This window comes from Desulfurococcaceae archaeon, assembly GCA_038845865.1.
Classification (GTDB): domain Archaea; phylum Thermoproteota; class Thermoprotei_A; order Sulfolobales; family Desulfurococcaceae; genus UBA285.
This window is the reverse complement of the sequence record JAWBQJ010000002.1, coordinates 1-25,191: the sequence shown is the minus strand read 5'-3', so window position 1 is coordinate 25,191 and position 25,191 is coordinate 1. Positions and strand designations below refer to the sequence as shown.

Annotated in this window: 25 protein-coding genes; 15 read left to right on the top strand and 10 right to left on the bottom strand. The window is 50.2% G+C overall.

The window, feature by feature from the left end; genetic code table 11:
• Window positions 1-133 precede the first annotated feature (133 nt).
• The 3 genes from QXU03_03155 to QXU03_03145 all read left to right on the top strand — a co-directional run bounded on the left by QXU03_03155 (window position 134) and on the right by QXU03_03145 (window position 3,123).
• Entirely contained in the window at window positions 134-988 is an 855-nt protein-coding gene (locus QXU03_03155) for an AbrB/MazE/SpoVT family DNA-binding domain-containing protein (GenBank protein ID MEM2170737.1), read from the top strand.
• 157 nt (window positions 989-1,145) lie between these two features.
• Window positions 1,146-2,054, top strand: a complete 909-nt coding sequence (locus QXU03_03150; GenBank protein MEM2170736.1) for a cation transporter — start codon at window positions 1,146-1,148, stop codon at window positions 2,052-2,054.
• 241 nt (window positions 2,055-2,295) lie between these two features.
• Complete coding sequence (locus QXU03_03145; protein ID MEM2170735.1) at window positions 2,296-3,123, top strand: KaiC domain-containing protein; 828 nt, start codon at window positions 2,296-2,298, stop codon at window positions 3,121-3,123.
• 151 nt (window positions 3,124-3,274) lie between these two features.
• Here QXU03_03145 and QXU03_03140 read toward each other — a convergent pair whose 3' ends face one another.
• Genes QXU03_03140 through QXU03_03130 form a run of 3 tightly spaced genes read right to left on the bottom strand, consistent with a single transcriptional unit; the run spans window position 3,275 to window position 3,794 of the window.
• A complete protein-coding gene (locus QXU03_03140; protein ID MEM2170734.1) occupies window positions 3,275-3,469 on the bottom strand; it encodes a hypothetical protein in 195 nt (64 codons plus the stop codon).
• 11 nt (window positions 3,470-3,480) lie between these two features.
• Complete coding sequence (locus QXU03_03135; GenBank protein MEM2170733.1) at window positions 3,481-3,693, bottom strand: hypothetical protein; 213 nt, start codon at window positions 3,691-3,693, stop codon at window positions 3,481-3,483.
• A complete protein-coding gene (locus tag QXU03_03130) occupies window positions 3,663-3,794 on the bottom strand; it encodes a hypothetical protein (protein MEM2170732.1) in 132 nt (43 codons plus the stop codon). The genes QXU03_03135 and QXU03_03130 overlap by 31 nt, the downstream gene beginning before the upstream one ends.
• Before the next feature lie 342 nt (window positions 3,795-4,136).
• Between QXU03_03130 and QXU03_03125 the strand changes: the two genes are divergently transcribed.
• From QXU03_03125 to QXU03_03110, 4 genes are all read left to right on the top strand, one after another.
• The gene (locus tag QXU03_03125) at window positions 4,137-5,342 is read left to right on the top strand and encodes an argininosuccinate synthase (GenBank protein ID MEM2170731.1); all 1,206 of its coding nucleotides are present in this window, start codon (window positions 4,137-4,139) and stop codon (window positions 5,340-5,342) included.
• Window positions 5,308-6,750, top strand: a complete 1,443-nt coding sequence (locus QXU03_03120) for a lyase family protein (GenBank protein ID MEM2170730.1) — start codon at window positions 5,308-5,310, stop codon at window positions 6,748-6,750. The genes QXU03_03125 and QXU03_03120 overlap by 35 nt, the downstream gene beginning before the upstream one ends.
• Before the next feature lie 304 nt (window positions 6,751-7,054).
• Complete coding sequence (locus QXU03_03115; GenBank protein MEM2170729.1) at window positions 7,055-8,017, top strand: molybdopterin-dependent oxidoreductase; 963 nt, start codon at window positions 7,055-7,057, stop codon at window positions 8,015-8,017.
• 70 nt (window positions 8,018-8,087) lie between these two features.
• Window positions 8,088-9,038: an aldo/keto reductase gene (locus QXU03_03110; protein MEM2170728.1), complete on the top strand. Its 951-nt coding sequence runs from the start codon at window positions 8,088-8,090 to the stop codon at window positions 9,036-9,038.
• Between the two features lie 118 nt (window positions 9,039-9,156).
• On the opposite strand, the gene QXU03_03105 is transcribed toward QXU03_03110, so the two are convergent.
• A complete protein-coding gene (locus QXU03_03105) occupies window positions 9,157-9,909 on the bottom strand; it encodes a hypothetical protein (protein MEM2170727.1) in 753 nt (250 codons plus the stop codon).
• Between the two features lie 165 nt (window positions 9,910-10,074).
• Between QXU03_03105 and QXU03_03100 the strand changes: the two genes are divergently transcribed.
• From QXU03_03100 to QXU03_03080, 5 genes are all read left to right on the top strand, one after another.
• On the top strand, window positions 10,075-10,902 hold the full coding sequence (locus QXU03_03100; GenBank protein ID MEM2170726.1) for a restriction endonuclease: 828 nt from the start codon (window positions 10,075-10,077) through the stop codon (window positions 10,900-10,902).
• 111 nt (window positions 10,903-11,013) lie between these two features.
• Window positions 11,014-12,372, top strand: a complete 1,359-nt coding sequence (gene glnA / locus QXU03_03095) for a type I glutamate--ammonia ligase (protein ID MEM2170725.1) — start codon at window positions 11,014-11,016, stop codon at window positions 12,370-12,372.
• A gap of 144 nt (window positions 12,373-12,516) precedes the next feature.
• Complete coding sequence (locus tag QXU03_03090) at window positions 12,517-13,401, top strand: cation diffusion facilitator family transporter (protein MEM2170724.1); 885 nt, start codon at window positions 12,517-12,519, stop codon at window positions 13,399-13,401.
• A gap of 67 nt (window positions 13,402-13,468) precedes the next feature.
• A complete protein-coding gene (locus QXU03_03085) occupies window positions 13,469-14,116 on the top strand; it encodes a biotin transporter BioY (GenBank protein ID MEM2170723.1) in 648 nt (215 codons plus the stop codon).
• A gap of 137 nt (window positions 14,117-14,253) precedes the next feature.
• A complete protein-coding gene (locus QXU03_03080; protein MEM2170722.1) occupies window positions 14,254-15,285 on the top strand; it encodes a dipeptidase in 1,032 nt (343 codons plus the stop codon).
• A gap of 92 nt (window positions 15,286-15,377) precedes the next feature.
• Here the strand turns inward: QXU03_03080 and QXU03_03075 are convergent, their stop codons facing one another.
• Window positions 15,378-15,581 (bottom strand): tautomerase family protein, encoded by a 204-nt coding sequence (locus QXU03_03075; protein MEM2170721.1) that lies wholly within the window; start codon window positions 15,579-15,581, stop codon window positions 15,378-15,380.
• 143 nt (window positions 15,582-15,724) lie between these two features.
• Between QXU03_03075 and QXU03_03070 the strand changes: the two genes are divergently transcribed.
• The 3 genes from QXU03_03070 (at window position 15,725) to QXU03_03060 (ending at window position 18,622) form a co-directional block, all read left to right on the top strand.
• Window positions 15,725-16,354 carry an MBL fold metallo-hydrolase gene (locus QXU03_03070; protein MEM2170720.1) on the top strand — a complete coding sequence of 210 codons (630 nt, stop codon included), beginning with the start codon at window positions 15,725-15,727 and terminating at the stop codon, window positions 16,352-16,354.
• A 69-nt stretch (window positions 16,355-16,423) separates the two neighbouring features.
• Window positions 16,424-17,167, top strand: coding sequence for a hypothetical protein (locus tag QXU03_03065; protein ID MEM2170719.1), 744 nt, complete (start codon window positions 16,424-16,426; stop codon window positions 17,165-17,167).
• Window positions 17,168-17,269: 102 nt separating this feature from the next.
• A complete protein-coding gene (locus QXU03_03060; GenBank protein MEM2170718.1) occupies window positions 17,270-18,622 on the top strand; it encodes a hypothetical protein in 1,353 nt (450 codons plus the stop codon).
• 73 nt (window positions 18,623-18,695) lie between these two features.
• On the opposite strand, the gene QXU03_03055 is transcribed toward QXU03_03060, so the two are convergent.
• The 5 genes from QXU03_03055 to QXU03_03035 all read right to left on the bottom strand — a co-directional run bounded on the left by QXU03_03055 (window position 18,696) and on the right by QXU03_03035 (window position 25,030).
• Complete coding sequence (locus QXU03_03055) at window positions 18,696-19,667, bottom strand: ABC transporter ATP-binding protein (protein ID MEM2170717.1); 972 nt, start codon at window positions 19,665-19,667, stop codon at window positions 18,696-18,698.
• Between the two features lie 13 nt (window positions 19,668-19,680).
• Window positions 19,681-20,691, bottom strand: a complete 1,011-nt coding sequence (locus QXU03_03050) for an ABC transporter ATP-binding protein (GenBank protein ID MEM2170716.1) — start codon at window positions 20,689-20,691, stop codon at window positions 19,681-19,683.
• A 7-nt stretch (window positions 20,692-20,698) separates the two neighbouring features.
• A complete protein-coding gene (locus tag QXU03_03045; GenBank protein MEM2170715.1) occupies window positions 20,699-21,796 on the bottom strand; it encodes an ABC transporter permease in 1,098 nt (365 codons plus the stop codon).
• Between the two features lie 10 nt (window positions 21,797-21,806).
• Entirely contained in the window at window positions 21,807-22,865 is a 1,059-nt protein-coding gene (locus QXU03_03040) for an ABC transporter permease (protein MEM2170714.1), read from the bottom strand.
• A 161-nt stretch (window positions 22,866-23,026) separates the two neighbouring features.
• Complete coding sequence (locus tag QXU03_03035; GenBank protein MEM2170713.1) at window positions 23,027-25,030, bottom strand: ABC transporter substrate-binding protein; 2,004 nt, start codon at window positions 25,028-25,030, stop codon at window positions 23,027-23,029.
• Window positions 25,031-25,191: the final 161 nt, after the last annotated feature.

Here is a 25,191-nt window from a genome sequence, read left to right as displayed (position 1 = left end):
TAGCGTGAAAGGCGCTGCACGCCGAGGTAACGATTAGTACTGGTCTCGGTAACGTTCAAAGCGGTCTATACGCATGGTTACATGTAATTACGGGCAGAGCAAGTATAATAACGGCTTGTATTTAAACTCAAGCGTGGTGCAGGGACCACTATTTATGGAGTCGGAAACTAGGAAGATTATGAGAATAGGCCCTCGTTCCAGTGCGGTTGTCCTGCCATCCAAGTGGATCAGGGAGCTGGGGCTGAAGCACGGAGACAGGGTTAAGCTGTTTTACAGCGGCGCGAAGATCATAATCACCCCTCTCAAGGAGGACGAGCTGGCAAGGGGTCAGATCATGATCGAGGGCGCTAATACCGTCGCATCCGCGAAACTGAAAGCCGCGTTCCTGGAGGGCATAACAAACATTAAGTTGAAGGCGAGCTACGACGAGGCCATCAAGCTGTTGCAGTCATTGAAGGAGGAACTACCCTCGATGGTGTTCATAGCAAGCCCGGAAGGCCAGTACCACACAGTGGTGTTCCCGGATATTGGCATAGACCATGCCTCCCTGCTCGTCAAGCTTTGCGAGCTGTTCAAGAAAATGATGAGGCGTGAAGGGGAGCTCCATGACCTGGCCATGGACTTCAATTACACTCAGTTACTCCTCGTTAGGTCTCTTAAGATGAAACTGTACGAGGAGGCAATAGACGTAGCTGACGCCCTTGACGTAGTCCTCTTCGCGAAGATCCTGGGAGAGCTTGCGAGCAGTGTGCTCGAGAGGGGCAGTAACCTAGATGAGGAAGTAATAGATGCGTTGGCCATCCTGGTAGAGCAGTACTACGCGAAGGACCTAGACCATGCCGTGAGAATAGCCAGTAGCACGCTGATCAAGCTGGATAGGATGCCCCCTGAAATACAACACTACGCTTCAACCATAGCGGAGCTCATATTCAGAAAGTGCATTAGAGATCGCGCATGCAGGTGCAAGCACTTCTTTCCCAAGGTCTAATTTCTACCTCATTAAGGGCTTAAAGCGTTTAATAGGGAAAATTTCAATAAAACGAGTACGAGTAGTCATTAGCTCACCTCGCACTAGCCATAACCGGCTTACCCGCACGCTCTACCACGCCATACTTAACGTTCAAGCTCATAGTAGGTGGTACGCCTTGAACGCGGACGTGGTTTCCGGGTTAAAGGGCGCCTACAGGGGGTTCACATTTTCAGTGTTGTTTTCAGTAACGGGATTAGTACTCGAACTAGTAGTATTCGCGGTGTGGGGTAGCATAATACTGCTAACCGATATCGTGCACTGGGCGGTGGACACGGTCTTCGAAGTGTTTGCCTTAGTAGCGGTCTACTACGCCATACGGGTTAGGAAGAGCTTTCCTTGGGGCGTGCTCGTGCTTGAAAGCGCAGTGATGTTGCTCTCCATAACGATCGCGCTTGGCATCTACGTGGTATCCTTCGCGAACTACCTAGTGATAGAGTACTCCGCGAGCTCCATAACCACAGTGAACTCGTTACCGGCCGTTGGCACGGCTATCGGCGGAGTCTTCACACTGCTGGCATTCCTGGTGCAGAAGAGAAACTACGAGAGGTACGGCCTCGAAGTCCTCAAAGTGGACTACGTCCATGCACTCCTAGACCTAGTGGCTTCGGCCGTGTCAACGCTCGGCATAGCCGTTGTCGCCTACACCCATAGCGCTAACCTGGAAATACTATTTGTGTTCATCTTAATGATGTTCATAGTGCACAGCCTCGTCGAGGTGCTGAAGGACGTCGCAAAGACTGTTACAGGGGCAAATGTGGATCACGGGCTAAGCATGAAGTTGTACAAGAAGCTAGTCGAGGAGTGCCATGACGTGGTCGTAAACGACGTTGCTGCTAGGAAGATAGGTTCGTTTTACGTAGTAGAGGCCAAGATAGGCGTAAAACCGAGTACGAGGATCTCCACCGTACACAGGATTAGAAAGAAAGTGGTCAAGATCATACAAGCAGAGTCCCAGCTCATATACCACGTCGACGTTAAAATATACCCCTTATTTCCGAAGAGTAGGAAGAAAGCCAAGCACTAACCACGCAGTTCTTGCGAGAAACCGGTAGGGTAAGGGGGTAGCGTGCTAGTTGATAGAGGCGTATAGCGCTATCGGCTACGACTAGTATGAGAACGGCACTAGCATGCCGTGGCGGCAAAGGCACTCACGCTTGAGCTTACCCCGCGAGGCCGGTCTACGAGTACACCGGTTAGCGCCGTATCCCGGTGCACTGTGCTTTTCAGCCGCATTCGCTATAATTTAGTATAGGTGTGGTTTTGCAATGATTAGTAGTCTAGCAAGAGTATCGACGGGTATAAGTACCCTGGACGAGGCCCTGGAGGGAGGGGTACCTAAGGGAAGCTGGGTTGCCGTAACCGGTGAACCGGGTACAGGTAAGTCCATCGTGTGCATGCACTTCGCGTGGGCTGGCCTCCTCGCAGGCGACCCCGTCGTGTACGTAACCACCGAGGCGGAGTTCCGTGATATAGTGAGGCAGGCGAAGATGTTCAACATGGACTTCGAGTCGTATAGAGTGCACGACATATCGAGCAGGCAGGAGCTCACCGAGACCCCGGACATAGTGGTAGTGGACATCTTCGGATTGCTTAAAATAGCAAGGCAGATAACCGAGCAAGCACAACAGGAAGCAGAGACGACTAAAAAGAGGCGTTACGCTGCACTGGACATTCAGACGCTCATTGCGGCCATACATGAGGCCTACAGGGTACTCGGCGCTCTGAGAGACGAAAAAGCGAAGTCCCCATACAAGCACGTTAGGTTAATAGTAGATTCTCTAAGCGCGTTCTGGGCCGATAAGCCGGCGATGGCCAGGAAGTACAGTTATGACCTGAAAATAGCTACCCACAGAGAAAACGTTACTGCTTACCTGGTATCCCAGTACGCGATGACGACTAGGTCTACCTTCGGCTTTGGCTTAGAACACATAGCTGATGGCGTCTTCCACCTCTGGATGGAAGACGTCGAGTCTACCAGGGAAGTGAGGCGATACATGATCATCAAGAAGATGAGGGTGACCAACCACAAGAAGACAGCATTCAAGCTGGACATTGTACCGGGCAAAGGCGTAGTGCTCTCAGAGCTCAAGTAACTTCACAAAACGCGGTCATATTGACCGGTGAGGGCATAACGCTGAGCTTGGGTAGAAGCTCATACCTTCTGATCCTCTTAAGGGTGGCTGTCAGCGGCTTCGCGTTCAGCACCACAGTTGTAGCTATTGCTGCTAGTGCAAACTACCTGCCCTACTTCTTAACCCAGTACTCCTTGACGAGATGCTCGTCAATCCCATAAACGACACTTACCATCCCTTTAAGCCACCTGTTCACGGGCGGGAACTCGTACCTCCCCGTGGCAGGCGCCAAGGTCGGTCTAGCCGTGTAGCACCCTACGCCCTTTACTCTTTTCAACTCCTTTTCAGTCTCCACTACTGGGGCCATTTCAACGTATTCTAGGACTTTTCGAAGCCTTTTAGTACTTCTACCGGGTTTGGTGGCTCCATCACTTCCACTTCTCTACCCTCCACTACTACCCTCTCGTCGTAGTTCTTTACAATGCCATGGAGCATTTTCCAGCCCCGCTTAAAGCTAGCCTCCGAGTAGATCCTGTGCCTGTCGTCGTGGCTGACTACCGCTAGGCTGACAGCGTCCCGGGATAAGTACACGTAGAATTAGTTGTTCCAAATCCGGTAGCAACGATTCCCGCGAGCTTGTAGTCCACGCCCATCTCCTTAAAAGCCCCTTCATCGCATAGTTGAAGTATCATATAAATTCACTAGAGTACGCCGTTATAGCGTTCTAGTGATGGAGAGGGCGCGGAGCCAGGTTCAAAGTACTTCTAGTTCTCTATACACGCTAGCGCGAGACAGCATTCCAGTTAATAGGTACTAACGCTCCCGACCTCAATAATTTGAGAGGGCGGTGAGCTACCTGAAGGTAACCGAAGTAAGCTCAGCGATACTTGTGGCGTGAAGGTTGCTTGTACGCTAAGCGGGAGGACTCACGCTTAGAACACCTACGCGTACTGGCGTTACATCCGTTTCGCTAGGTATAAAATACTGTTACCTTGCTAGTACCTTTTAAACTGTACAATGGCAGGTTGTAGTGCATGAAAGTCGTATTAGCGTATTCGGGAGGGTTGGACACATCCGCGATACTAGTCTTGTTGAGGAGGAAGTATGGTGCAGAGGTGATCACAGTGACCGTTGACGTCGGCCAGGAGGGGGAATTAAAGGGAGTCGAGGAAAGGGCGTACAAGCTCGGGTCCGCTAAACACTACACAATAGACGCGAAAAAAGAGTTCGTCGAGAACTACGCGTTCAAGGCCGTGAAGGCCAATGCCCTTTATGAAGGCAAGTATCCTCTGGGAACAGCACTTGCAAGACCCCTCATAGCCGAGAAAGTCGCAGAAATAGCCGTAAAGGAGGGCGCAAATGCCGTAGCTCACGGGTGTACAGGTAAAGGCAATGACCAGGTCAGGTTTGACTTATCGCTGAAAGCGCTACTAAAACCCGATATGAAGATCATCGCGCCGGTGAGAGAGTTTAAGCTCACGAGAAAAGATAGCATTAAAATTCTACTGGAGAACGGATTCGATGTTCCAGTAACGCACAAGAAGTACAGCATTGACGAAAACCTGTGGTCTAGGAGCATAGAAGGGGGAGAACTAGACGACCCATACGCTGAGCCCCCGGAATACGTATTCGAGTGGACCGTGTCGCCAGAGAAATCTCCCAACGAACCTCTATACTTGACCATAGAATTCGATAAGGGCATTCCCACGAAGATCAACGGAGAGAAGGTAAGCCCCGTGGAAATGGTCACGTACCTGAACAAGGCGATCGGTAGCCGCGGGTTCGGTAGAATAGACCTCATCGAGAGCCGGGTTGTGGGGTTGAAGAGTAGAGAGGTGTACGAGGCCCCCGCTGCGCTGGCTTTGATCGAGGCCCACGAAGACCTCGAAAGAATGGTCTTAACGCCTAGAGAACTTCGATTTAAGCGAATGGTTGATGGGATGTGGTGTGACCTGGTCTACCAGGGACTGTGGATCGATCCGATGAGGAGTCATCTAGAGAAGGTTATAGACTCCATGAACCGCTACGTGTCGGGAGAAGTGAGGGTTAAGGTGCTTAAAGGCTCCCTAATAGTCGTAGGGAGGAAAAGTGACTACTCGCTATACTCGAGAGAACTGATAGACTATGATACGGGATGGTATCCAAGCAACGAGGAGGCCCGGGGCTTCATAAATATTCACGGGCTTTACGCCTTGACGGCGCTGAGTGTCAGAGGTCTTAGCCGCAATGAGGAAGTATAAGTTCTTCGTAGGTGGAGAATCGAAGGAAGTCACAGACAGGTACGTGTCTAGTCTCGACTTCGACAAAGTCCTAGCCAAGTATGTAGCCATGGTCATGCTCGCTCACGTTAAGGAACTAGCTAAAAAGGGAGTGGTAGGAGTAGAGCCGGCCAAGCGCGTGGCAAAGGAGCTAGTGGACATTGCCAGGAGCAATGGTGAAAAGCTTTATAGCTGGGTGAAGAGCAAGGGCGAGATGTACGAAGACGTGTTTGAGGCTCTCGAAGCGTACCTTCACGACGCGGTGGGTCCCGAGGCGGGACGCATAGCTATAGGTAGAAGCAGAAACGACCACGTTGCAGCCGCCTTGAGGCTTGCGCTAAGAGACAAGTTGCTCGAAATACTGGTAAAGCTCTTAGAGCTCAGGGGTATATTAGTCGGCAAGGCACTAGAGTATAGGGGCGTTCTTTTCCCCTTCTTCACTCATGGGCAGGTAGCTCAGTGTGGTAACGCCTCAATATATTTTCTCTCATATGAAAAGGCCTTTGCCGATATATGTGCGCTAATGACCCAGGGCTTGAACCTGCTAAACCAAAACCCCCTTGGCTCCGGAGCGGCTGCTGGAACCATCGTTAAACTTAACACAGGTGAACTTTCAAAGAACCTGTGCTTCTCTCCTGAGCCCCTGCCTCCCTATTACGCCACGGGCTCGAGGCTTTTCCTCCTCTATATGGCGTCCTTACTGGCCATGGTAATGGCCGAGGTCGGCAGGTTCGCGGAAGATTCGATGCTACTCACGACCACGATCCAGCGAGGGGTTAGGATACCGAGAAACCACATATCGACTAGTAGCATAATGCCCCATAAAAGAAACCTCGTAACCCTAGAAATCGCCCGTGCCAAGGCATCTAAAGTCATAGGTGTGTTAACGTCTCTACTTGCAGCGTATAAATCCGTACCCTACGGCTACAATCTCGATTTCCAGGAAATGAACATCTACTTCTTTGAAGCCTTGAACGATGTCACGAACACCCTCGATGTAGTCAAGGACTTCGTTGGCGGATTAGAACTGGATGAGGAGGGAATAAAGGCCTCCCTCATCGATAAGCCTTGTTGGAGTAGCGACTTAATAGAGTACATAGCTATCGATACGGGCATACCGGTAAGGGAGCTTTACATGGAACTAGCCAGGGTGCTCCAGGTAAGTATGACGGAGCATGCCGAGCAGCTGGAGGAATTCCTCGCTAAGTACGGCGTTGACTGGGTAAATGCATGGATGTTGTACAAGCTAAAGCCCGTAGAAGAGGTGCTGGGGGAAATGATAGACAGTGCAGAGAGGCGGTTACAGGACGACTTGGAGATGGTTAAACACCTAAGCAGTAATCTAAGTCAATGTAGTAGAGTGCTTGTAGAGGGCGCGTCGGATTTTTAGGGGACACGTGTGTAAGGCCTTCACGGCGTTCAGTGCATGGAGAAAGGCTCGCGATTTAGGGGTAGAATAGTCAAAACGAGGTTTCAACCTCCAGCTATCCTGGAAAATCGTGGAACACCTCTCAGTAGGAAGCCCTTCAGGCCCCACCCTCTAGGCGCGTTAAAGCATCTAAGTAGCTAGTTGGAGGCCCAGCAGGCTCTAGAGGCGTGTTCAAGGTAACTGGTAACACTATTTAGTGTCCGCGCTGTCAATTAATACGTGGGACCAGGTGCACCCCAGTACAACTGGCCCGTGGTGTCCACGTTTGAGCATAGGCTTTTGTTATGAGACTAGTAGTAGTGGGCTATTAATGAAAGGCATTAGCAAGGTCGTTGACTGTCCCGTGGAAGGCCTAGCTGTAAGCGGCGTTAATGAATTGCGCGACCTCATTTCTAGAGTTATAGCACGTGTTCTGAGCTTTCAGGGAATACATTATTACGACATTGTTTTCGAATCCAGCGAGCCGATAGGCTATACCCATAGCTTACACAAATTCAGGTTATTCATCAACGGTAGGCAGTACATTGGCATTAGAGCGGTTGTCAGGGGTAAAAAGCTCATTAGAATTCTCTTCACGATACCTATCGGGACGGATGTTGAGATTAAAAGCCGCGTTGGAAAGTACGATCCCGTAATCGAGAAGCTGGGTAAAGGTACGTGTGGAGGCGGTGAAGGCATTCCCCCCGGCCAAGTTTACATCGACATTCCAGTGGTTTACGCGATCTTGGGTGTTCCGCGAGTAGACGTCTCGAAGTGGACTTTGAGGGTGGAAGGTGAAGTGGGAAATGCCGTAGAGCTTTCCTTACTCGACCTCTACAAGCTCGGTGTAGTAGACGTCGAAACCGATTTCCACTGCGTGACTGGTTGGAGTGTAAAGTCTGTTAAGTTCGCAGGCGTACCACTGGCCAGGATAGCGGAATTAGTTGTACCGAAAGAAGGCGTTAACTGGGTCTACGTGGAAGGGGCTGATGGTTACTCGACAGTGTTTCCGTATATCGAGGTTTACGCATCGGATGCGATCGTCGCACTGGAGATGAACGGTAAGCCCCTTGACGTGCTACACGGGTACCCAGCAAGGCTCGTCATACCTCACCTCTACGGCTGGAAAAGCGCTAAGTGGATTACTAGAATGGTGTTCACGAGAGACTATAGTGAAGGTTACTGGGAGGCTTTGGGCTATCACCCCCGAGGAATGGTCCAGCTCGAGGAGAGGTTTAAGACGCGGTAGTCCCCCAAGAGCTGATCAGTACGAGTTTATTTGCTCTCAACACCTTACTGTTTTCACGGGTTGACTCGCCATGGATTACGTAAACCTCGGTTGGAGCGATGTGAAGATCTCTAGAGTCGGCTTAGGTACGTGGCAATTTAGTGAGTCCTGGGGTGTTGTAAACTACGAGGTTGCCAAGGCCGTTATAGCCAAGGCGGCTGAGCTCGGTATGAACCTTATAGATACAGCAATGGTTTACGGTAGAGGGCTGAGCGAGGAGTTCATTGGAAGGGCCCTCAGAGACCTCGGCTTGAAGAGGGACGAGCTAGTGATAGCAACTAAAATACCGGGAGAGTTCTTAAACCCCGACGATGTTTTCCGGGCTGTTGATAGGTCTCTCAAGAGGCTCGGTGTCAATTCCATAGACTTGTTGCAGCTACATTGGCCACCATGCTGGCACAACTACCCCACGGCATCTTACGCTAGGGCACTGGAACGCCTAGTTGCCGTGGGTAAAGTCAGTTATATCGGGGTAAGTAACTACCCGGTTGTGCTGGTCGAAGAGCTGAGATCGTACTTCTCATTCACGGACATCGTTAGCATGCAGTACAGGTTTAACTTGCTAGAACGCTGGGCGGAAGCGGAGCTGATACCGTACGCGGAGGCGAATGACTTAACGTTCATGGCGTGGAGCCCGCTAGCTAAGGGCGCTCTAACGGGCAAGTACGTGCCCGAGAACCCACCACAGTTTACCGACCTAAGGAGTGGAGACGCAGTTTTCCACCCAGAGAACTTTAAGAAGGCCGGAAACCTCATTAACGCCCTTAAACAACTCGCAGAGAAATACGGTAAAACCCCTGCACAGGTTGCCCTAAACTGGCTACTAAAATTTAGCCCCACGGTAGTACCGATACCAGGTGCCAAGGACCCGAGACAGGTTGAGGAAAACGCCGGTGCAGCGGGCTGGGAGCTGTCGTACGAAGACTGGAGACTATTGGATGAAGTGAGTAAATCCATTAAGATAACTTACGTAACATGGTAAAAGGAGCTATTTTTAACCCCTAGCAACCCCACTACTTAGAGGAAAATGCAGTTTAAAGGGCGGTGTGTCAACTGGTTGTAGGAGGTAACAGATTCCTGAGGATTTGAATTGCTCGCACCTATTTCTTCCTCTTCCTAATAAATACTACCACGGCAGCTACTATCACGGCCACGAGTATTCCGGCTACTAGCGAGTTTAATGGAGATTCACGAGGGCCCAGTGTTTCCGGGGGCTTAGTAGCCTCCGTTAATGGAGTGGTGTGTGGTGATGGCTTTACCGTAATTAACGACGTTAAAGGCGTCGGCGCCGTTGTCAGCGTAGTCTCCTCAAGTACGGCGTGGAACGTTAAGAACACTAACCCGTAGCCAACTATTTCCACCATCCCTTCGGACTCATTCACGTACACTTTCACGTTACCCACCTGCTCGGATGCCATCGAGTAGTTACCAGTTACTCTAACCACAATCTTTACTTGAGCCCCCAGCTCCTCTAGTGAGTTGGTATCAACGAGCGTGCTGTACGATAAAACGCCGTGTTCTTCGAAGACGCTCCTGGCGCTTAGCAGTAGCGAGACCATACCACTACCGCATCCCAGCAACTCCACATAACCAGCTTCGTTGTAGTCCACGCCGTCTACTAGTAGATCTCCCTTTACGGTGTAGTTTAATAGCCTAAACTCCGCGCTTTCACCAATAATCGCTACTGGGATCGTTACGAATTCGCAGCCTGTAATGTTTATTGTGGAATCTACTACGATCAAGCCCTCGTCTTCGACCGGGTCGTAAACCACATAGTAATTAAGACTCGGTAGGGAGCTCGCAGATGCCTGGATCGGTGGGATCACCAGTATTAACAGTACCAGCGCTGACAATAGATCAATGCAGCACCTCCCCGTACACGATCCCCCCTTTGAAATGCATCGGAAACAGTAATGGATGGCGCTGTCTAATAAGCATTTTCAAGATCCCGTAGTGCTGGATCGGGTCTATATTAGGGATGTGGTGAATACCTACTTGTGTGCTGGGCTTGAGAGCTTATGGGCACCGGGCTTTCGCCGCGGAGGAAGTGGATTGCGAGCGAGAAAATAGCTTTAGGGGTTCTCGAGGAACTTGGGTACAGGGTTCTCGAGGTGGGTAAGAAAATAGAGCTGGGGGGTGTAGAGGTCGGGGAGATCGACGTAATAGTGGCCGACAGCGCTGGTGAGCTGTACGCGGTCGAGGTCAAGGCCGGTAAAATAGATGTAAGCGGTATAAGGCAAGCCTACGTCAATGCACTGCTCGTGGGGACTAGGCCCATGGTCGTGTGTAAGGGGTTTGCGGACGACGCCGCGAAGGAGCTTGCCGAAAGGCTTGGCGTGAGGGTAATTCAACTCTCCGACGTCTTCCTCGTAGAGAGCGAAGAGATATACACCATTGTTAGAGAAGTCATTGAGGAAACTCTCACAGATTACCTCGAAGTCTTCTATGGCTACAGCCCACAGCTAAAACCGGAGCATTTCGAAATACTGAATGCTATTTACACGTCTACAACAGTAGACGAGGCCGCGGGGAAGCTAGGTGTAGATGTATCGGTATTCGCCAAGAGAATAGAGGAGCTGAAAAAGCAGAACATCGTACCCAGGTGGGCCAGTAAGTACAATACCGTTAAGCGCGTGGCGCAAATACTGTTACACAGGCAGAGCATTACCAGCGCGCTCGAAGAAAGCAGAAAGCTTGTCGAAGTGGTTAGAGCGCTCGAAGACCAGTTTAAAGCTCTTCAGGGTACGCTACACTCGTTAAACCAGCAAATACAAAAGTTAACGGCTTTAATTACGAAGCTGGAGGCAAAGACACAGCAAGGCAATGCGAGGAGCACTGTGGAGTAGTGCCCTCTAATTCTTTATAAAGCCTATAACTCGGAGCGCTTAAAAACCCACACCTGTATATAACAGCGGTGTAATATTGAACTAGGTGATAGGGTTGGAAAATACAGCGAAATGTTGATTCGTAAAGTAGAAGATAGCGGGGTTGACTGGGTCCACTTTCAATTCACAGACCTCTCAGGCTACCTGAGGCATATAACAATGCCAGCAAAGATCCTCTCCAACGGTATTGCTGTAAAGTTAGATGGTAGCAGTGTTAAGGGATTCACGGGCGTAGAAGAAAGTGACCTAGTCCTGAGGCCCGTGCCCGAGACGTTTGCCAAGGTACCATGGCAGAACCGGGCGGGCAGACTTATATGCGCTGTCTACCTTGGCGGTGAAAGGTTTAGTAGAGATCCTAGGTACACAGCGGAAAAACTAGACAAGCTACTTGCCGACACGGGTTTAAGGCTCTTCGTTTCAGCTGAACTAGAATACTTCCTGTTCGACAAGGTTACGGTGGTCCTTGACGCCTGGAAACAGAGCTTAGAGTTCACGAGTTCTGAAGCTCATTGGAGTTGCACTGCCCCATTCAATAGGCTTAAAGAGGGATATTACGCACCATACCCCAAGGACAGGTTCGAAGACTTCAAAATAGAAGTTGCTGAGATGCTTGAAAAGATTTTTGGCGTGGTCATCGAGGCAATACACCACGAAGTGGCGGGTTCCTCGCAACACGAAGTGATATTTCGAGGTGGTTCCGCGACATACTTGGGGGACTCCGTTCAGACCGTGAAGTACGTCATTAAAGCATTAGCACATAAAAAAGGATATGTCGCATCCTTCATGCCTAAGCCCATACACGGGGATAACGGTTGCGGAATGCATGTACATGTAAGTCTGTGGCATGGTGAAAGAAACATTTTTTACGACCCTAGTGACACATACCGTTTAAGTCAAGAAGCAAGGTATTTTATTGGTGGTTTACTCGAGCACGCCAGAGCACTGGCCGCGCTCACCAACCCCACCGTTAATAGTTATAAGAGACTCGTACCCGGTTATGAAGCGCCAGTATACTTAGTGTGGGGTAAGGGTAATAGGAGCGCAGCTATAAGAATACCGGGTTACGCGGTGACTGAAAACTCTACGAGAATAGAGTATAGGCCGCCAGACCCAGGCGCGAACCCCTACATAGCTGTCCCGGCAATCGTGCTCGCAGGGCTAGATGGAGTTAAGAAGAAAATAGACCCAGGAGACCCCGTAGAAGAAAACGTTTACAAAATGCCAAAGAGTAAGAGAAAAGAGCTAGGTATACGGGAACTGCCACGGAGCCTTGACGAGGCATTAGATGAGCTTGAATGCGATAATGAGTGGCTTAAACCGGTATTCGTAGATGAACTATTGGAAGCGTACATAGAGCTGAAGAGAGAAGAATCGAGGAGAGTATCGTCTTACCCAACCCCCTCCGAAGTCTTTTACTACATAGACGTATGAGGCAGCGTGCGGAGATCCCGCAATCATATTCTATATAACACTTTTATTACCTTATTACTGTAATAGAATTTGACTATTCTAAACTAATTCTAAAGGATTTATAGGCTATTAAACTAGTAGAAGCGTGTCCGGAGGCGTGTACATTTGCATACCACAGAGTGGAGTTCTAAGAAGAGGGCTGCATATGCCGAGGGCGTAGTATCGACAGTAGTAAACACCATCTTCTTCTTCGTGAAATACTACTTAGGTACATTGTACAACTCCATAGCAGTTACGGCAGACGCTTTCCACACGCTCTCGGACTCTCTTACCTCCATGGTGCTAATCATTGGCTATAGAATAGCCGATAAGCCGCCGGACGGGGAGCACCCATTTGGACATGGGCGTGCAGAGCTCATAAGCGGAGTAATCATAGGCGTACTACTCGGCGTAGTGGCGTACAATTTCATGACGGCGAGCTATGAAAAACTAGTGTCGGGTATCCCTCTCGAGTACTCAGACTTGCTTGTAATAGCACTCGTAGCCTTCACACTCGCCAAAGCCGGCCTGACAATGTGGGCATATAGGCTCGGTACTAGCCGCGAAAGCCGCCCCATCGTAGCCGATGCGTGGCACCACGCAAGCGACTCCGCCGCCACGGGTCTACTAGCGCTATCGATATACCTTGGTAAAAACTATTGGTGGCTTGACGGGGTCCTTGGCATCGCTATATCGGTATTAATCTTCGTGACAGCTGGTAAGGTAATTTATGATGCTTCAAGCGAGCTGTTAGGTAAAGCTCCGAGCAGAGTAGAGCTGGACAAACTTGCAGAAGTTATCCGTAAAGCGCATCCTCTTGCTGAGAGGGTTCACCACGTCCACTTCCACAGGTATGGAAATCACGTAGAGGTCACATTACACATGAACTTACCAGGTAACATGACGCTAAAAGAGGCACATGACATAGCCACATCGGTTGAAAAAGCTATTAAAAAGAAACTGGGCTACGAGGCAACGGTGCACGTAGAGCCGGGCGAACACGTGGATTAGACCGGGCTACCATAACCCACGGTACTTTATAGCCTCTGCTACGATACGGGCTTGGTGGTGGTAATCTGTGCAGAGAAAAAAGCAACTGGTAGTTCCCGTAATTACTGCGAGGAGCCGCGGTCGCCTGAGAGCTACCCTGAGAGAATTGGTGTACGCCGCTACAAGCGTGCTAGCGCTCTCCTTAAGTGCCCGGATCAAGGTAATAGCCCCATTCACTCCTGTGCCCTTCACTCTCCAGACAATGGCCCTCCACTACCTGTTGTTTATGCACGGTGCACGGGCGTGGAGGTACATAGCTACATATATCTTGCTGGGTTTAGCAGGGCTACCCGTTTTCGCATATGGCGGAGGCTTAGCATATGTGCTGTCACCGACATTTGGGTACATCGCCGGCTTCGTGGTGGGAACATTAATAGCTGGTAAACTACTACCGGAAGGGACACTATCGGCCAGGCGAGGGCTACTCGCAGGCTCAGCTCAATTAATGACCATATATGCCTTAGGCGCTTCATGGCTTGCAACGTGGTATGTGCTCGTAAGGGGTATTAGCCCCTTACAGGCGTTCTTAACAGCCGTAGTGACTGGAATAATGCCCTTTGTATTGTGGGATGCCGTGAAGCTGTGCCTAGCTATACCGCTCTCGCGGTTAACAGTAGCAGCCTACTATGCGCTCTTAAGGAGGCTTCGAAGTAGCTCGTTGTTAAGACAACACTAGCAACACATGTGCGAGCAGCGACTACAACATAGTGGGCTTCCCTGCGAAATCGGCGACAACTAGGGCTGGATCGCCTAGCTAAGTGGTTTAATAAGGTGAACGGCGTTTAAAGTTATATTGTATGGTGGGTGGTTCGCGTGAGTGGAGAAACCTCATTACCTCCTTCGATAGACCTCCACGAGGATATTTCCGCCTACTACCTCTACCACGGTGGTGGTCTGCCACTTGGTGATTTTGGCGAAGACCTACCTCGACGAGAGGCAGACTTACCAAAGTACCGCAAAGGCAACGTGCGTGTGGTATTCGCCGCGGTTTTTCCAGGCATTGAGAGTTTTAGCCCGGAAGAATCCAGAAAACTCATGGAGCTGTACGGTAAGTGGCTACCGGCAACGAAGTACCGCATACCTCAAGGTGTTGTATGGGAGCACTTTACAGTGTACTATAAGATGAGCGAAGTTTATGGCGTTAAAATAGCTGAAAGCGTCGAGGACATTGAAAGATGTCTAGCTGGAGAGGGGTTGTGCTTTGTACTGCACCTCGAAGGCGCGGAAGCCGTAGACGACCCCTACGACCTGACACTATTTAAGAAACTCGGATTGAGAAGCCTTGGGTTAACATGGAACTACATGAACAAATACGCCACTGGCTGTGCCGTTGGTAAAGACGTAGGGTTGACCACCGATGGCGAAGAGCTCGTAAAGATGGCAAACAAGTTGGGAATCATCATAGACCTCGCGCATGCGAGCAAGAAAACGATGATTGACGTACTGAACACGACGAAGAAGCCCGTTATAATAAGCCACGCGAACGTCCGCAAAATAGTTAACAAGCCCCGTAACGTCGACGACGAGGTTTTAGAGCTATTGTACAGGAATAGGGGGGTACTGGGGATCTCCGCAATAGGTAGCCTGGTATCCACTAAGCCCAGGCCAACGATAGATGACCTCGTAGAGCACTTCTCGTATGTCGGAGAGACATTCGGCACCGACATACTGGCGATCGGGACAGACTTTCTCGGGCTACTGGGTTTGCCGGCACCGGAGGGCTTTGAAAGCATAGATAAGCTACCGGCACTCTACCAAAAGCTCTCGGAGAAGGGCTTCACGGAGAGGGACCTATCCAAAATAGCATACGAAAATGTAGTAAGGGTCTTGAAGCAAAACCTGTAATGGCCAAGTCATTTCAGGACGTTTTAAACACGTTGCTTTCTACTCCTAATACTCTTTTCCGTGCAGGAGTTTTTACTAATTAGCCTACGGCATCAGGGGGGCTGTACTTGTCTAAACTTCTCGCTTGCAGGCTCTCCACCTATACCCCAGTTCTCCTTTGGCACCTCGACTACCACCACTTCAACGGCATTTCTCGGTATGCCTAGTTTTTCGAATATCTCCGTGATTCCACTGATGATCTTCTTCTTGGCGTCTTCTGAAATACCACTCCACATGTAGACCACTACTATGGGCACTCACATCACCGATGTTGTTACATTGTTTGAAGCGGTAATTAACGTTGTGACAGCGGATGCGAGCTGCTCGAAGGGTCTGGTGGTTCGGTTACGTTTAATTATTCCGGGTGATTTAAATTTAAACAAAGCACGGGGTATGCTCCATGGTTACCGGTAGGCGTGTTTTAAAAGGCATTCACCTAGTCCGCGGAAGGGTATCCAACATTTACATTGTTGAGTATGGAGGTGGCCTCATAGTAGTCGATGCCGGGATGAATGGCGACTCCGATGTTTTAGTGGAGTACATCAAGGACATGAACAGGAGCCTTAACGACGTGGAGTACATAATCGTAACTCACGCTCACAGAGATCACGTGGGCGGGCTTTACCCGTTAAAGGGCAAGACAAAGGCGCTGGTAGTAGCACATAGAGCTGAAGTACCGGCGATTGAAGGTGCCACCGGCATCAAGGCCGATTTAGTGGTGGAGGAGGGGGCCCTTATAGGCCCTCTCAGGGTTGTGCATACTCCCGGTCACACACCAGGCAGTATCTGTCTTTACGATGCCGAAACAAAGTCTTTGTTTGTCGGTGACCTAGTGTACGAGGAGCGCGGCGAGCTTAACGAAATACCACACCAGTATTCTCATGATCCCTACAAGAACAGAATCGCAATAGCGTCTCTATTAGATCTAGCTTTTGAAAACGTTATGCCGAGTCACGGAGAGCCGGTACTCGGCGTTGGCAAGGAAGCGCTGAGAAGGCTTGTAAAGAAACTGCTACTTGAAGTAGCTTAATGGCGTGTCTGAAGAGGCGGCGACAAGTAATGCACCACCCGCTACATTAAATAGGGAGGTGAAGCCTGTTTGAAAAACATAGCGTTGTTTTTCGACTACGATGGCGTGCTGGCCCCAATAACGCCGAGCCCCCTAAGTAGTGGTGTTTACCCAGAGCTGATATCGGTTATTAAAAGTCTTCAAAACGAGGGCTTTAAAGTAGCTGTTATAAGTGGAAGGGATTGCCCATTCCTCTACGAAAAGGTACCGGGTTTAGATGGCTATGCATGTGTATTTGGGCTAGAAGTGCACGGAGGAGGCTACGTTGTCCTGGACGAAGAGGTGTACAGAGGGGTTAAGCCGAGGGCAATCGAGGATCTCGCATCTAAGGTTAAGACCATTCTAGGCGATAGAGTAGGAGCCATCTTCGGCAGGACGCTAACTGGTGTCCCGTTGGGTATGAGTGTTTACTGGTTTAAGGATGCGGGAAAACCAGCCAACCTCGAAGTGTTCATTAGTGAAGCACTTGCTAGAGGTTTAGTGGTTTACGACATCGCGGAGTGGGGTAACTTCGCAGAATACGTTGACGTGCACGTGGCTAGGAGAAGTAAGCGCGAAGCAGTTAGGGTATTAAAAGCTCTCTTAGAGGTTGACACGGTAGTATATTTCGGCGATACTGCCAGCGATATACCCGCTTTCGCGGAAGCAGATGTTAGTGTACTCATTAGACACGAGTTCAACAAGGACCTGAACATCGAAGTAGATTACGTCATAGAGGTCGGGAGATTACCGAGCTGGGTGAAGGAGATGAAATTCGGTAAGAACTTGAACTAGTAGCGGCCAGCTATGCACGTTGATTGCTTAGTTAACAGGCTTTAAGCGCACTAGGCTTTATAGCATCTTTACGTACTTTTAGACATGGAGCACGGTGTCTCGTTGAAAGTGAAGCTCGCTGAAACAATCACCGCTACGCTCGTACTGCTATTACTTATGCCTACTCTGAGCGCTACTAAAGGCGTGGTTTTCGAGGAGCTGTGGGCTCAGTTAGATAGGGAAAGCTACTCTGCCTACGTACACTGCACGGCAATATCCAGTGAGGTGCTCTACGTGGTCGGTAACAAGACGGTACCTGAAGGTAAGAGTGTGGGTTTCAAACACTACCTGAGGGTTGAAATGAGGGAGAGAGGCACTGGGATTTTACTTGGCTACTGGGAAGAAGAGGCCCGAGTTACCAGTTCGAGGTGCATATTACGCGGAAGCACGTTGTACGTTGCCGGCGTATTCCAGCGCCCAGACCTCACCAGGAGTGTGGGGTTCTTAATGGCCTTGAGCTCGAACCTCACGCTGTTGAAGAAAGCACTGTTCGACTATGGTGTTGAAAGCGGTGTATTAGCCGTGGAGGCTGACGGTGAAAGGGTATACGTAACCACGTACGTACGTACCGGTAACAACGTGGAGTACCGGCTCGAAGTAGTAGACCCTGCCGAGCTGGAAGTGGTTAAAGGCGTCAATCTACCTCATGAAGGCAACGCCGTAAGGCTGAACCCTGTTACCAGGCATTTGTGGGTACTAGGATATAACAGGACCACCTTGTTTAACGAGGACCTTAACACCTTAATTGCTTTTAATGTTGGAGGGCTTACCGTGGATTTCAGTGAAGGGGGTTACGCGTACATAGTTAGAAGCGATAGTTTAGCTAAGGTTAGTCCCGAGGGTTTGGTGATCAAAGAGGCCCCGAAGCGTGAAGGGCCCGGTAAGCTCCTAGATATCTGCTACATGGATGGATACATCTTCGCGGTCAATCGGGTGCAGAAATACCCGGTGACGGGCTACCATTACTACTACGTCGAGGCATATAGTGGAGACCTAGAATTAGCGGGGTCCTCGCCATTGCGTAGCGCGAGGGGAACCGAGGTGTATCTAGAACCCGGAGAATTAGCGTGCAGTGGAGGTGTCCTCTACTTTGCAGGCTGGTACCAGTATGCTCAGTTCACGGGCTGGGCAATACTCGCACTAAAGCCCGTGGAGTTCGAGAACCTTACAAGCACGTTTACAGCCAGCCCCGAGGCCCCGACAACCAAGCCACCCGTCACAACCAGCTATACCGAGTTGACTACGCAGCAACCCCGAATTACCCTCACGCCTCAAGCTAGTCAAGTTGGTAGACCAGCCAGGACGCCAAGGTACTGGTGGGTGGGGTTGGCGGTAACGCTAATAGTGTTCACGATCATAGTGGGTCCTTCACTACTCAGCCGCAGAAGAGCGGGGAGCCGTGTAGCGGTCAGTTAAAAAAACTGTATTAGAATGGCAAAATTCACCTAGCTTTAGGCTAGCCGATGTGCCTGATGACTGTATGGGGTACTCATTTCTTTGCGTAAAGCCAGCAGTAAACGCAGTGACTATTTCCTATCATAGCCAATGGTGGCTCAGATCTCTTACATATGTCCATTGCATGTGGGCATCTCGGGTGAAATCTACAACCAGGTGGCGGATTAATTGGTGACGGTGGTTCTCCTTGTATTAGCATTTTCTTCCTGCTTCTAGTAATGTTGGGGTCCGGTACCGGGACGGCTGCTAGTAGGAACTGCGTGTACGGGTGTTGCGGGCTTTCGAAAACGGTGTCTGCAGGCCCCAGCTCCACTACTTTACCAAGATACATTACAGCCATTCTATTGCTCATGTATTTTACTACGGCTATGTCGTGCGATATGAACAAGTACGTTAAGTTAAACTTCTTCTGCAGGTCTTTCAACAGCTCTAAGATCTGCGCCTGCACGGACACGTCTAGAGACGATGTTGGCTCGTCCAAGACGATGAACTTGGGCCTAGTGATGATGGCCCTCAAGATCGCGACTCGTTGTTTCTGCCCACCTGACAATTCGTGGGGATACCGGTATAGGTGTTCTCTTCCAAGACCCACCACTTCCATCTGCTTAACGAGGAACTCTTCTTCATCCCCCACGTCAATTTTAAACTGCCTGATCGGCTCTAGCAGCGTGCTAGCAATAGTCATCCTCGGATCTAAGCTCGTGTGGGGATCCTGGAAGACCATTTGCGCATTTCTCCAGTATTCTCGAAGAGCCCCACCCTTGACCTTCGTGACGTCCCTACTCTCGAAGATCACCTTACCGGAAGTGGGGTCTAGTAACCTAAGGATCGTCTTGCCTAAGGTGGACTTACCGCAACCGCTCTCGCCGACGACTCCTAGCGTTTCACCTCTCTTAATGTTGAGGGACACGCCGTCAACGGCCTTAACCTTTTTCCTAAAAGATCCCCTGACGCCGAAGTACTTCTTCAAGTCAATGGTTTGAATTAATGTATCCGGCGAGCTCACCTGCTACACCTATCTACCTCTTCTCCAAGAGCCAGCAAAAAGTCTTGTGATCCTTCTCTATATCGAATCCTGGTGGGTCCTCGACTATACACTTTCCGGTGGCAAATGGACAGCGCGGGTGGAACCTACACCCCTTCGGGGGATTTATGAGCGACGGTACTACTCCTGGAATGGATTCGAGTTTCTCGATCCTCCTTAGCGGGTTTGGAACAGAACGTAGAAGTAATCTTGTATATGGGTGTTGCGGGTTGTAGAAAACCTGGTCTACAAGCCCTTCTTCCACCACTTTACCAGCGTACATGACGTACACCCTGTTAGCGGTCTCGGCCACTATGCCTAGGTTATGGGTAATCAGTATTATGCCCATCTTAAACTCCCCTTGAAGCCTTCTCACCAAGTCTAGGATTTGTGCCTGGATAGTTACGTCGAGATTTGTCGTTGGCTCGTCCGCTATTAGTAGCTTGGGCATGTTCGACAGGCTTATTGCAATTACGCTTCTCTGCCTCATACCCCCAGACATTTCGTGGGGGTAGTTCTTGACCCTGACCTCCGGGCTCGGTATTAGTACTTTCCTCAGTAATTCTACAGCGTACTTCAAGGTCTCCTTTCTACTGATCTTGGACTTGTGCGCGGTAACCGTTTCGTGTATGTGAAAGCCAATGGTGTAGAGAGGGTCTAATGCCGAGGTGGGGTCTTGGAACACGTACGCTATTTCATTACCCCTAATTTCCCTCAGCTCCTCATCGCTGATCTTGAGGAGGTCTACGACTTTTTTATTCCTACGCCTAAATAAAACCATGCCACGCTCTATTCTACCGGGGGACTCTATGAGCCTCGTAATAGCCCTGGTGGTAACTGTTTTACCGCAGCCTGTCTCCCCTACTAGGGCAACCGCTTCACCTTCCTTGACGTAAAAAGATACGCCGGAGACGGCGTGTACTACTCCGGCATAGGTGTAAAACCTCACCTCCAGGTCTACCACTCTTAAGACCTCGTTTTCGCCTAGGCTAAACGCCTCGGACACCGAGGCATCACCCCTTCTTCTCCTTCTCCTCGCGGTACTCTATAGCCCTCCTGGTTCGGGGGTCCAAGATGTCTCTCAGGGCATCTCCTAGCAGGTTCCAGCCAAGCGCCATTGTTAGAAGTATTAGGCCTAAGTACACTACGACGTGCGTACTTCTTTCCGGGAAGAACTGACCTGCCTTGGAGATCAAGAACCCCAGCTCCGGGACCGGTTCTTGCGGTCCAAGCCCGAGGAACGATAAGGCGGCTGCAAATAGCGTTGCCGTGGCAATATCAAACGTCATCATGACTATTACGGGAGACAGCACGTTTGGCAGGATGTGCTTGAAGAGTATGCTCCACGTGGATAGCCCCGATAGCTTCGCCGCCTCTATGAACGGCATTTCTCTAACTGATAAGACGCTACCACGTATTATTCGCGCGTAGCCCGGCCACCATACTATGACCATGGCGAACCAGATGGAGATCAGCGCGGCCAGCTGTCCGTACTCCTTTTCCCTAAGGCCGAAGAGGGCCGATAACACCGTTCTCGCCACGACATTCTCCTCTAAGAAGCCCCTAATTCTATGTGGAAGCACGGACGCGAACGCTATGGCCAGTACCAGTCCTGGGAACGCGAGAAATATATCCGTTACTCTCATGACGATTTCGTCTACTATGCCGCCTTTGTAGCCGGCTATGAGCCCAAGAACTATGCCTAGCGGGGCCCCGAGCAACACCACTACTATTGATATTACGAACGAGATCCTGAACCCGTAGAGCGACATCGCTGCCACGTCTCTACCCCACTCGTCTGTGCCGAAGATTGGTCTATCTGTGCACCACGGTGGCAAGCATGGAGGCTGATATCGTAGAGACTCGTCATATATTATCTTGTACTCCCAGTAAGGCTCCCACGATATAAACGGGCCTATAGCGGCTAGTATGAATACTACGAATACCATTGTACCTCCAAGCACGCCAACCGGGGATTTGCTGTAGGCATAGGCCATTAGCTCCCATTCCCTTATTCTAGATGAGTTCTTCTGCATCCAGCCTGGTGATACCCTCTCTCTGAGCCCCGCGTACAGCCATATAAGGCTCTTAAAGATCCTGTACACAAGCATTTTCTACCACCTAATACCTGATTCTCGGGTCTATCACGGCGTACAGGATGTCTACGATTAAGTTTACCGTAACGTAAATCAACGCTATCAGGAACGTGCACGCTATGATCACGGGGAAGTTTAGCCTCGTAATGGACTCGTACATGTACCTGCCTATACCCGGAATGTTGAAGACCGTCTCGGCTATGATCGCGCCGGACAGGAGGCCGCCGAAGTTTAGCCCGAGCACCGTTACGACGGGTACCATGGCGTTTTTAAGAGCGTGCTTCCAGACTGTGAGTTTGCGCAGTCCCCGGGCCTTTGCGAATAGTATGTACTCGGAGCTAAGGGCGTCGAGGAGGCTGTTTCTCGTAATTCTCGCGATGAAGCCTCCATTTAAAAGGCCTAGTGCTAGGCCCGGCAGGTAGAAGCGCTTGAATGTTTCTCCGACAACCCACCACTCGTTGCACATCATGGCCCCGAACATTGGTACGGACCCTATGGCCGATACTACGTTTCCGAGCACGGGCACACTGTTCGGTATCCCTGATATGAATTCCCTGCAGGCGAGGGAAACGTTCGGTATACCTGCAAGGTACGTCGTCCTGAAGTAAACGAATAGTAATAGTATCAAGAAGTAGTAGAGTACGAATGCGGGGAGCGAGCTACCTACGAGCGCCATTACTCTCACGGCGAAGTCTATTGGTGAGTCCTTTTTAACGGCCGCCAGTACACCCAGTGGAAGCCCTATCGCCACCAGGAATAAGAACCCGATCACCGCTATTTCAACAGTAACCGTGAACCTCGAATATATTTCTGTAAACACGTTTCTGTGCCTTACGGGGTCTTCCAGCTGCCCTGTAAGTAGTTGTTGCACGAAGAAGGTAAACTGCTCGTACCACGGCGCGTTAAACTTATACTTCTCCCTCACGCGTTCGAGGGTTTCGGGATTTAGTAGTTTCTCCCCAACCCACGCCCTGACGGGGTCGGTTGGAATGGCATATGCGATCATGTAAGTGAGAAGCAGGACCCCTATCAGGGTTGGTATAAACGTGACTATTCTCCTTGCAATGAACCTCCCCAACCCCACCTACAACGCCACCTCTGCATACCTTTACCGATATCTGCTTATACCTAATTGACATGACAGTTTATAAAGGTACGAAGAGGGGGTTTTGGGGCCGGTTTATCTAAATTGAACTGGAGTAGAGGTGGAAGGGAGAAAATAGGTACAGATGAAAAAGCCAAAATCTAAGGCTTATACCCGTATAGTTGCTCCCAGAGTGTCGCGTTCCAGTAGTACGGGTTAATTCGCAGGACTATGTACGCGTCTTCCATGTACGTTTCAACGTAGTACGGACCGGTTGACACTGGGTAGTCTTTTAGCCTCCTATATGTTGCGTCCTCTTCGCCTTCGATAACGTATTTAGCCCATGCGGCCGGATTCTTGCCGTAGTTGGATTCCCTTATAGCTGCCTCATAGTTTTCAGCAAGCGCGTACTCCATTGGAATGACGCTTGCCACAGCTGTTGTTAATATGTGTAGTATAGGTGAGTATGGGAATAACATTTGTAGTTTAACAACACCAGCTGTGGGGCCGCTGTAACCGAACACGGAGAGTAGTTCTTGTATGCTTTTAACTTCGACGCTTCTACCGTGGTATACTGCAATTAATCCCTGTGGAAGTATCCGCGAGAACTCGTCTTCGGTTAGTACCTGCGATGCGTTAACGTCAACGAAATTGTTAATCATCCATTGAGGTCCTCCGGGCAGGTTTAGTCTCACGGCTCTCCACAAGCTGAATAGCACGTCAGTGGCGTCGATCGGGTAGGTTCTCTTGTTCCATGGATCGTACGCTACGACGTTACCCCTAATTACGAGGTAGAGCTCCATGCCATCCTTGCTGAAAGCCCACGCTACTGCCAGTTCAGGTTCGGGCTCCGTGTTTTCATAGTAGTACGTTATAGGTTTCGAGTAGATCTGGTCGAAGATCTCCCAGCCGAAGCTCTCGTAGCTCTTAGCTGGGTCGAAGGTATCGGGCCAGCCGAAGTACGCCAGGACGAAGGTTGAGGGGTCGTTCTTTATGCCTAGTACACCGGTGTCAACTACGGGTGCGTTGGGATCTTCGTAGACGAGATCGTATCTTGCAAACTTCGTTAATGGGTAGTACATGTTTAGAACCCAGCTACCATAGTTTCTCCCGGTTATTGCCTGGCCCATCATTATCATCGGTGCTTCGTTGTTGAACACTATGACGGCCGCGTTTATTACAGCTTCTCTAATCTTCGGATCGAGTATTTGTTGGGATATCTTGCACAGGGCACTTGCAGGTATGTCTTTCCAGCCCGGTGCGCCGATAGTGACCATTGATACGGGGTTCTCCCAGTTCTTCGCTGTCTTCTCTTCATCTAATACATAGCCCACCACGAGTAGCGGTTTGTTTGTCGGTCCCGTGTACGCGGCTCCGGTACCTTGTGGTCCAATTACTACAACGTAGTTTGGCGTATCAACAACCCTTTCAACCTTGGATAGGTACTTACCAACGTCTCCCGGCGTAACGTTCTCCCAGTACTTCAAATCCTTGAACTCGGCCCCGCCCCATACGAACGGCATGAGGTAGTTATCTGGGTCTAGGTAGTCCGGTATCCAGCCTAGTAATGCTACGTCAAAGTTGAAGTGGTCTACTTTATCCAAGTACTCTGGCCAGCTGTAAACCTCTACGTAGACTTTAAAGCCAAGCCTCGTCCACTCGTTCTGCAATAACGCAGCGATCTGCGCTCTGGCCGTGTTACCTAGATTGTAAATTACTGTTATAGTGTATTTTGAGGGATCGAATCCCTTTCCTTTAAGCGCGTTAATTATTTCCATGGCTTTTGCTCTGTCATATTCGTACTTAACAATGTTATAATCAGTCCATCCTAGCATCCCCTTGGGTACAATGGTGTACAGCCTTGTGTATAGTCCTCCAAATATCTGCGAAAGAATGGTATCGTACGGTACGGCCCATGCAAGTGCCTGCCTAACCTCTGGTATGTTAAATGGCTCTCTCATCGTGTTTATGATAATATGCTGTATGGTTAGCCTGGGCTTCGCGGGGTCTGGTTCCAATACTAAGTGGAACCCATTAACGGGCGTTCCATTAAGGTCTTTCCACCTAGCAGGTGTGATGGCTGCTATGTCTGCTACACCTGCCTTGTACAACTGTATGCGCGTTAATTCCTCGTTAGCGATGATGATCAGCGCGGTTGTGTGCAACTGGTATTTGGGTGCTGGTGGCGGAGTGGTAGGAGTCGTGGGTACTGGGGTGGTTGGTGTGGGTGTGGGTGTTGTAGGTGTGGGTGTTGGAGTTGTAGGTGTTGGTGTGGGTGTAGGTGTTGGAGTTGGTGTTGTAGGAGGAGCCGCCGGAGGCATAGTCA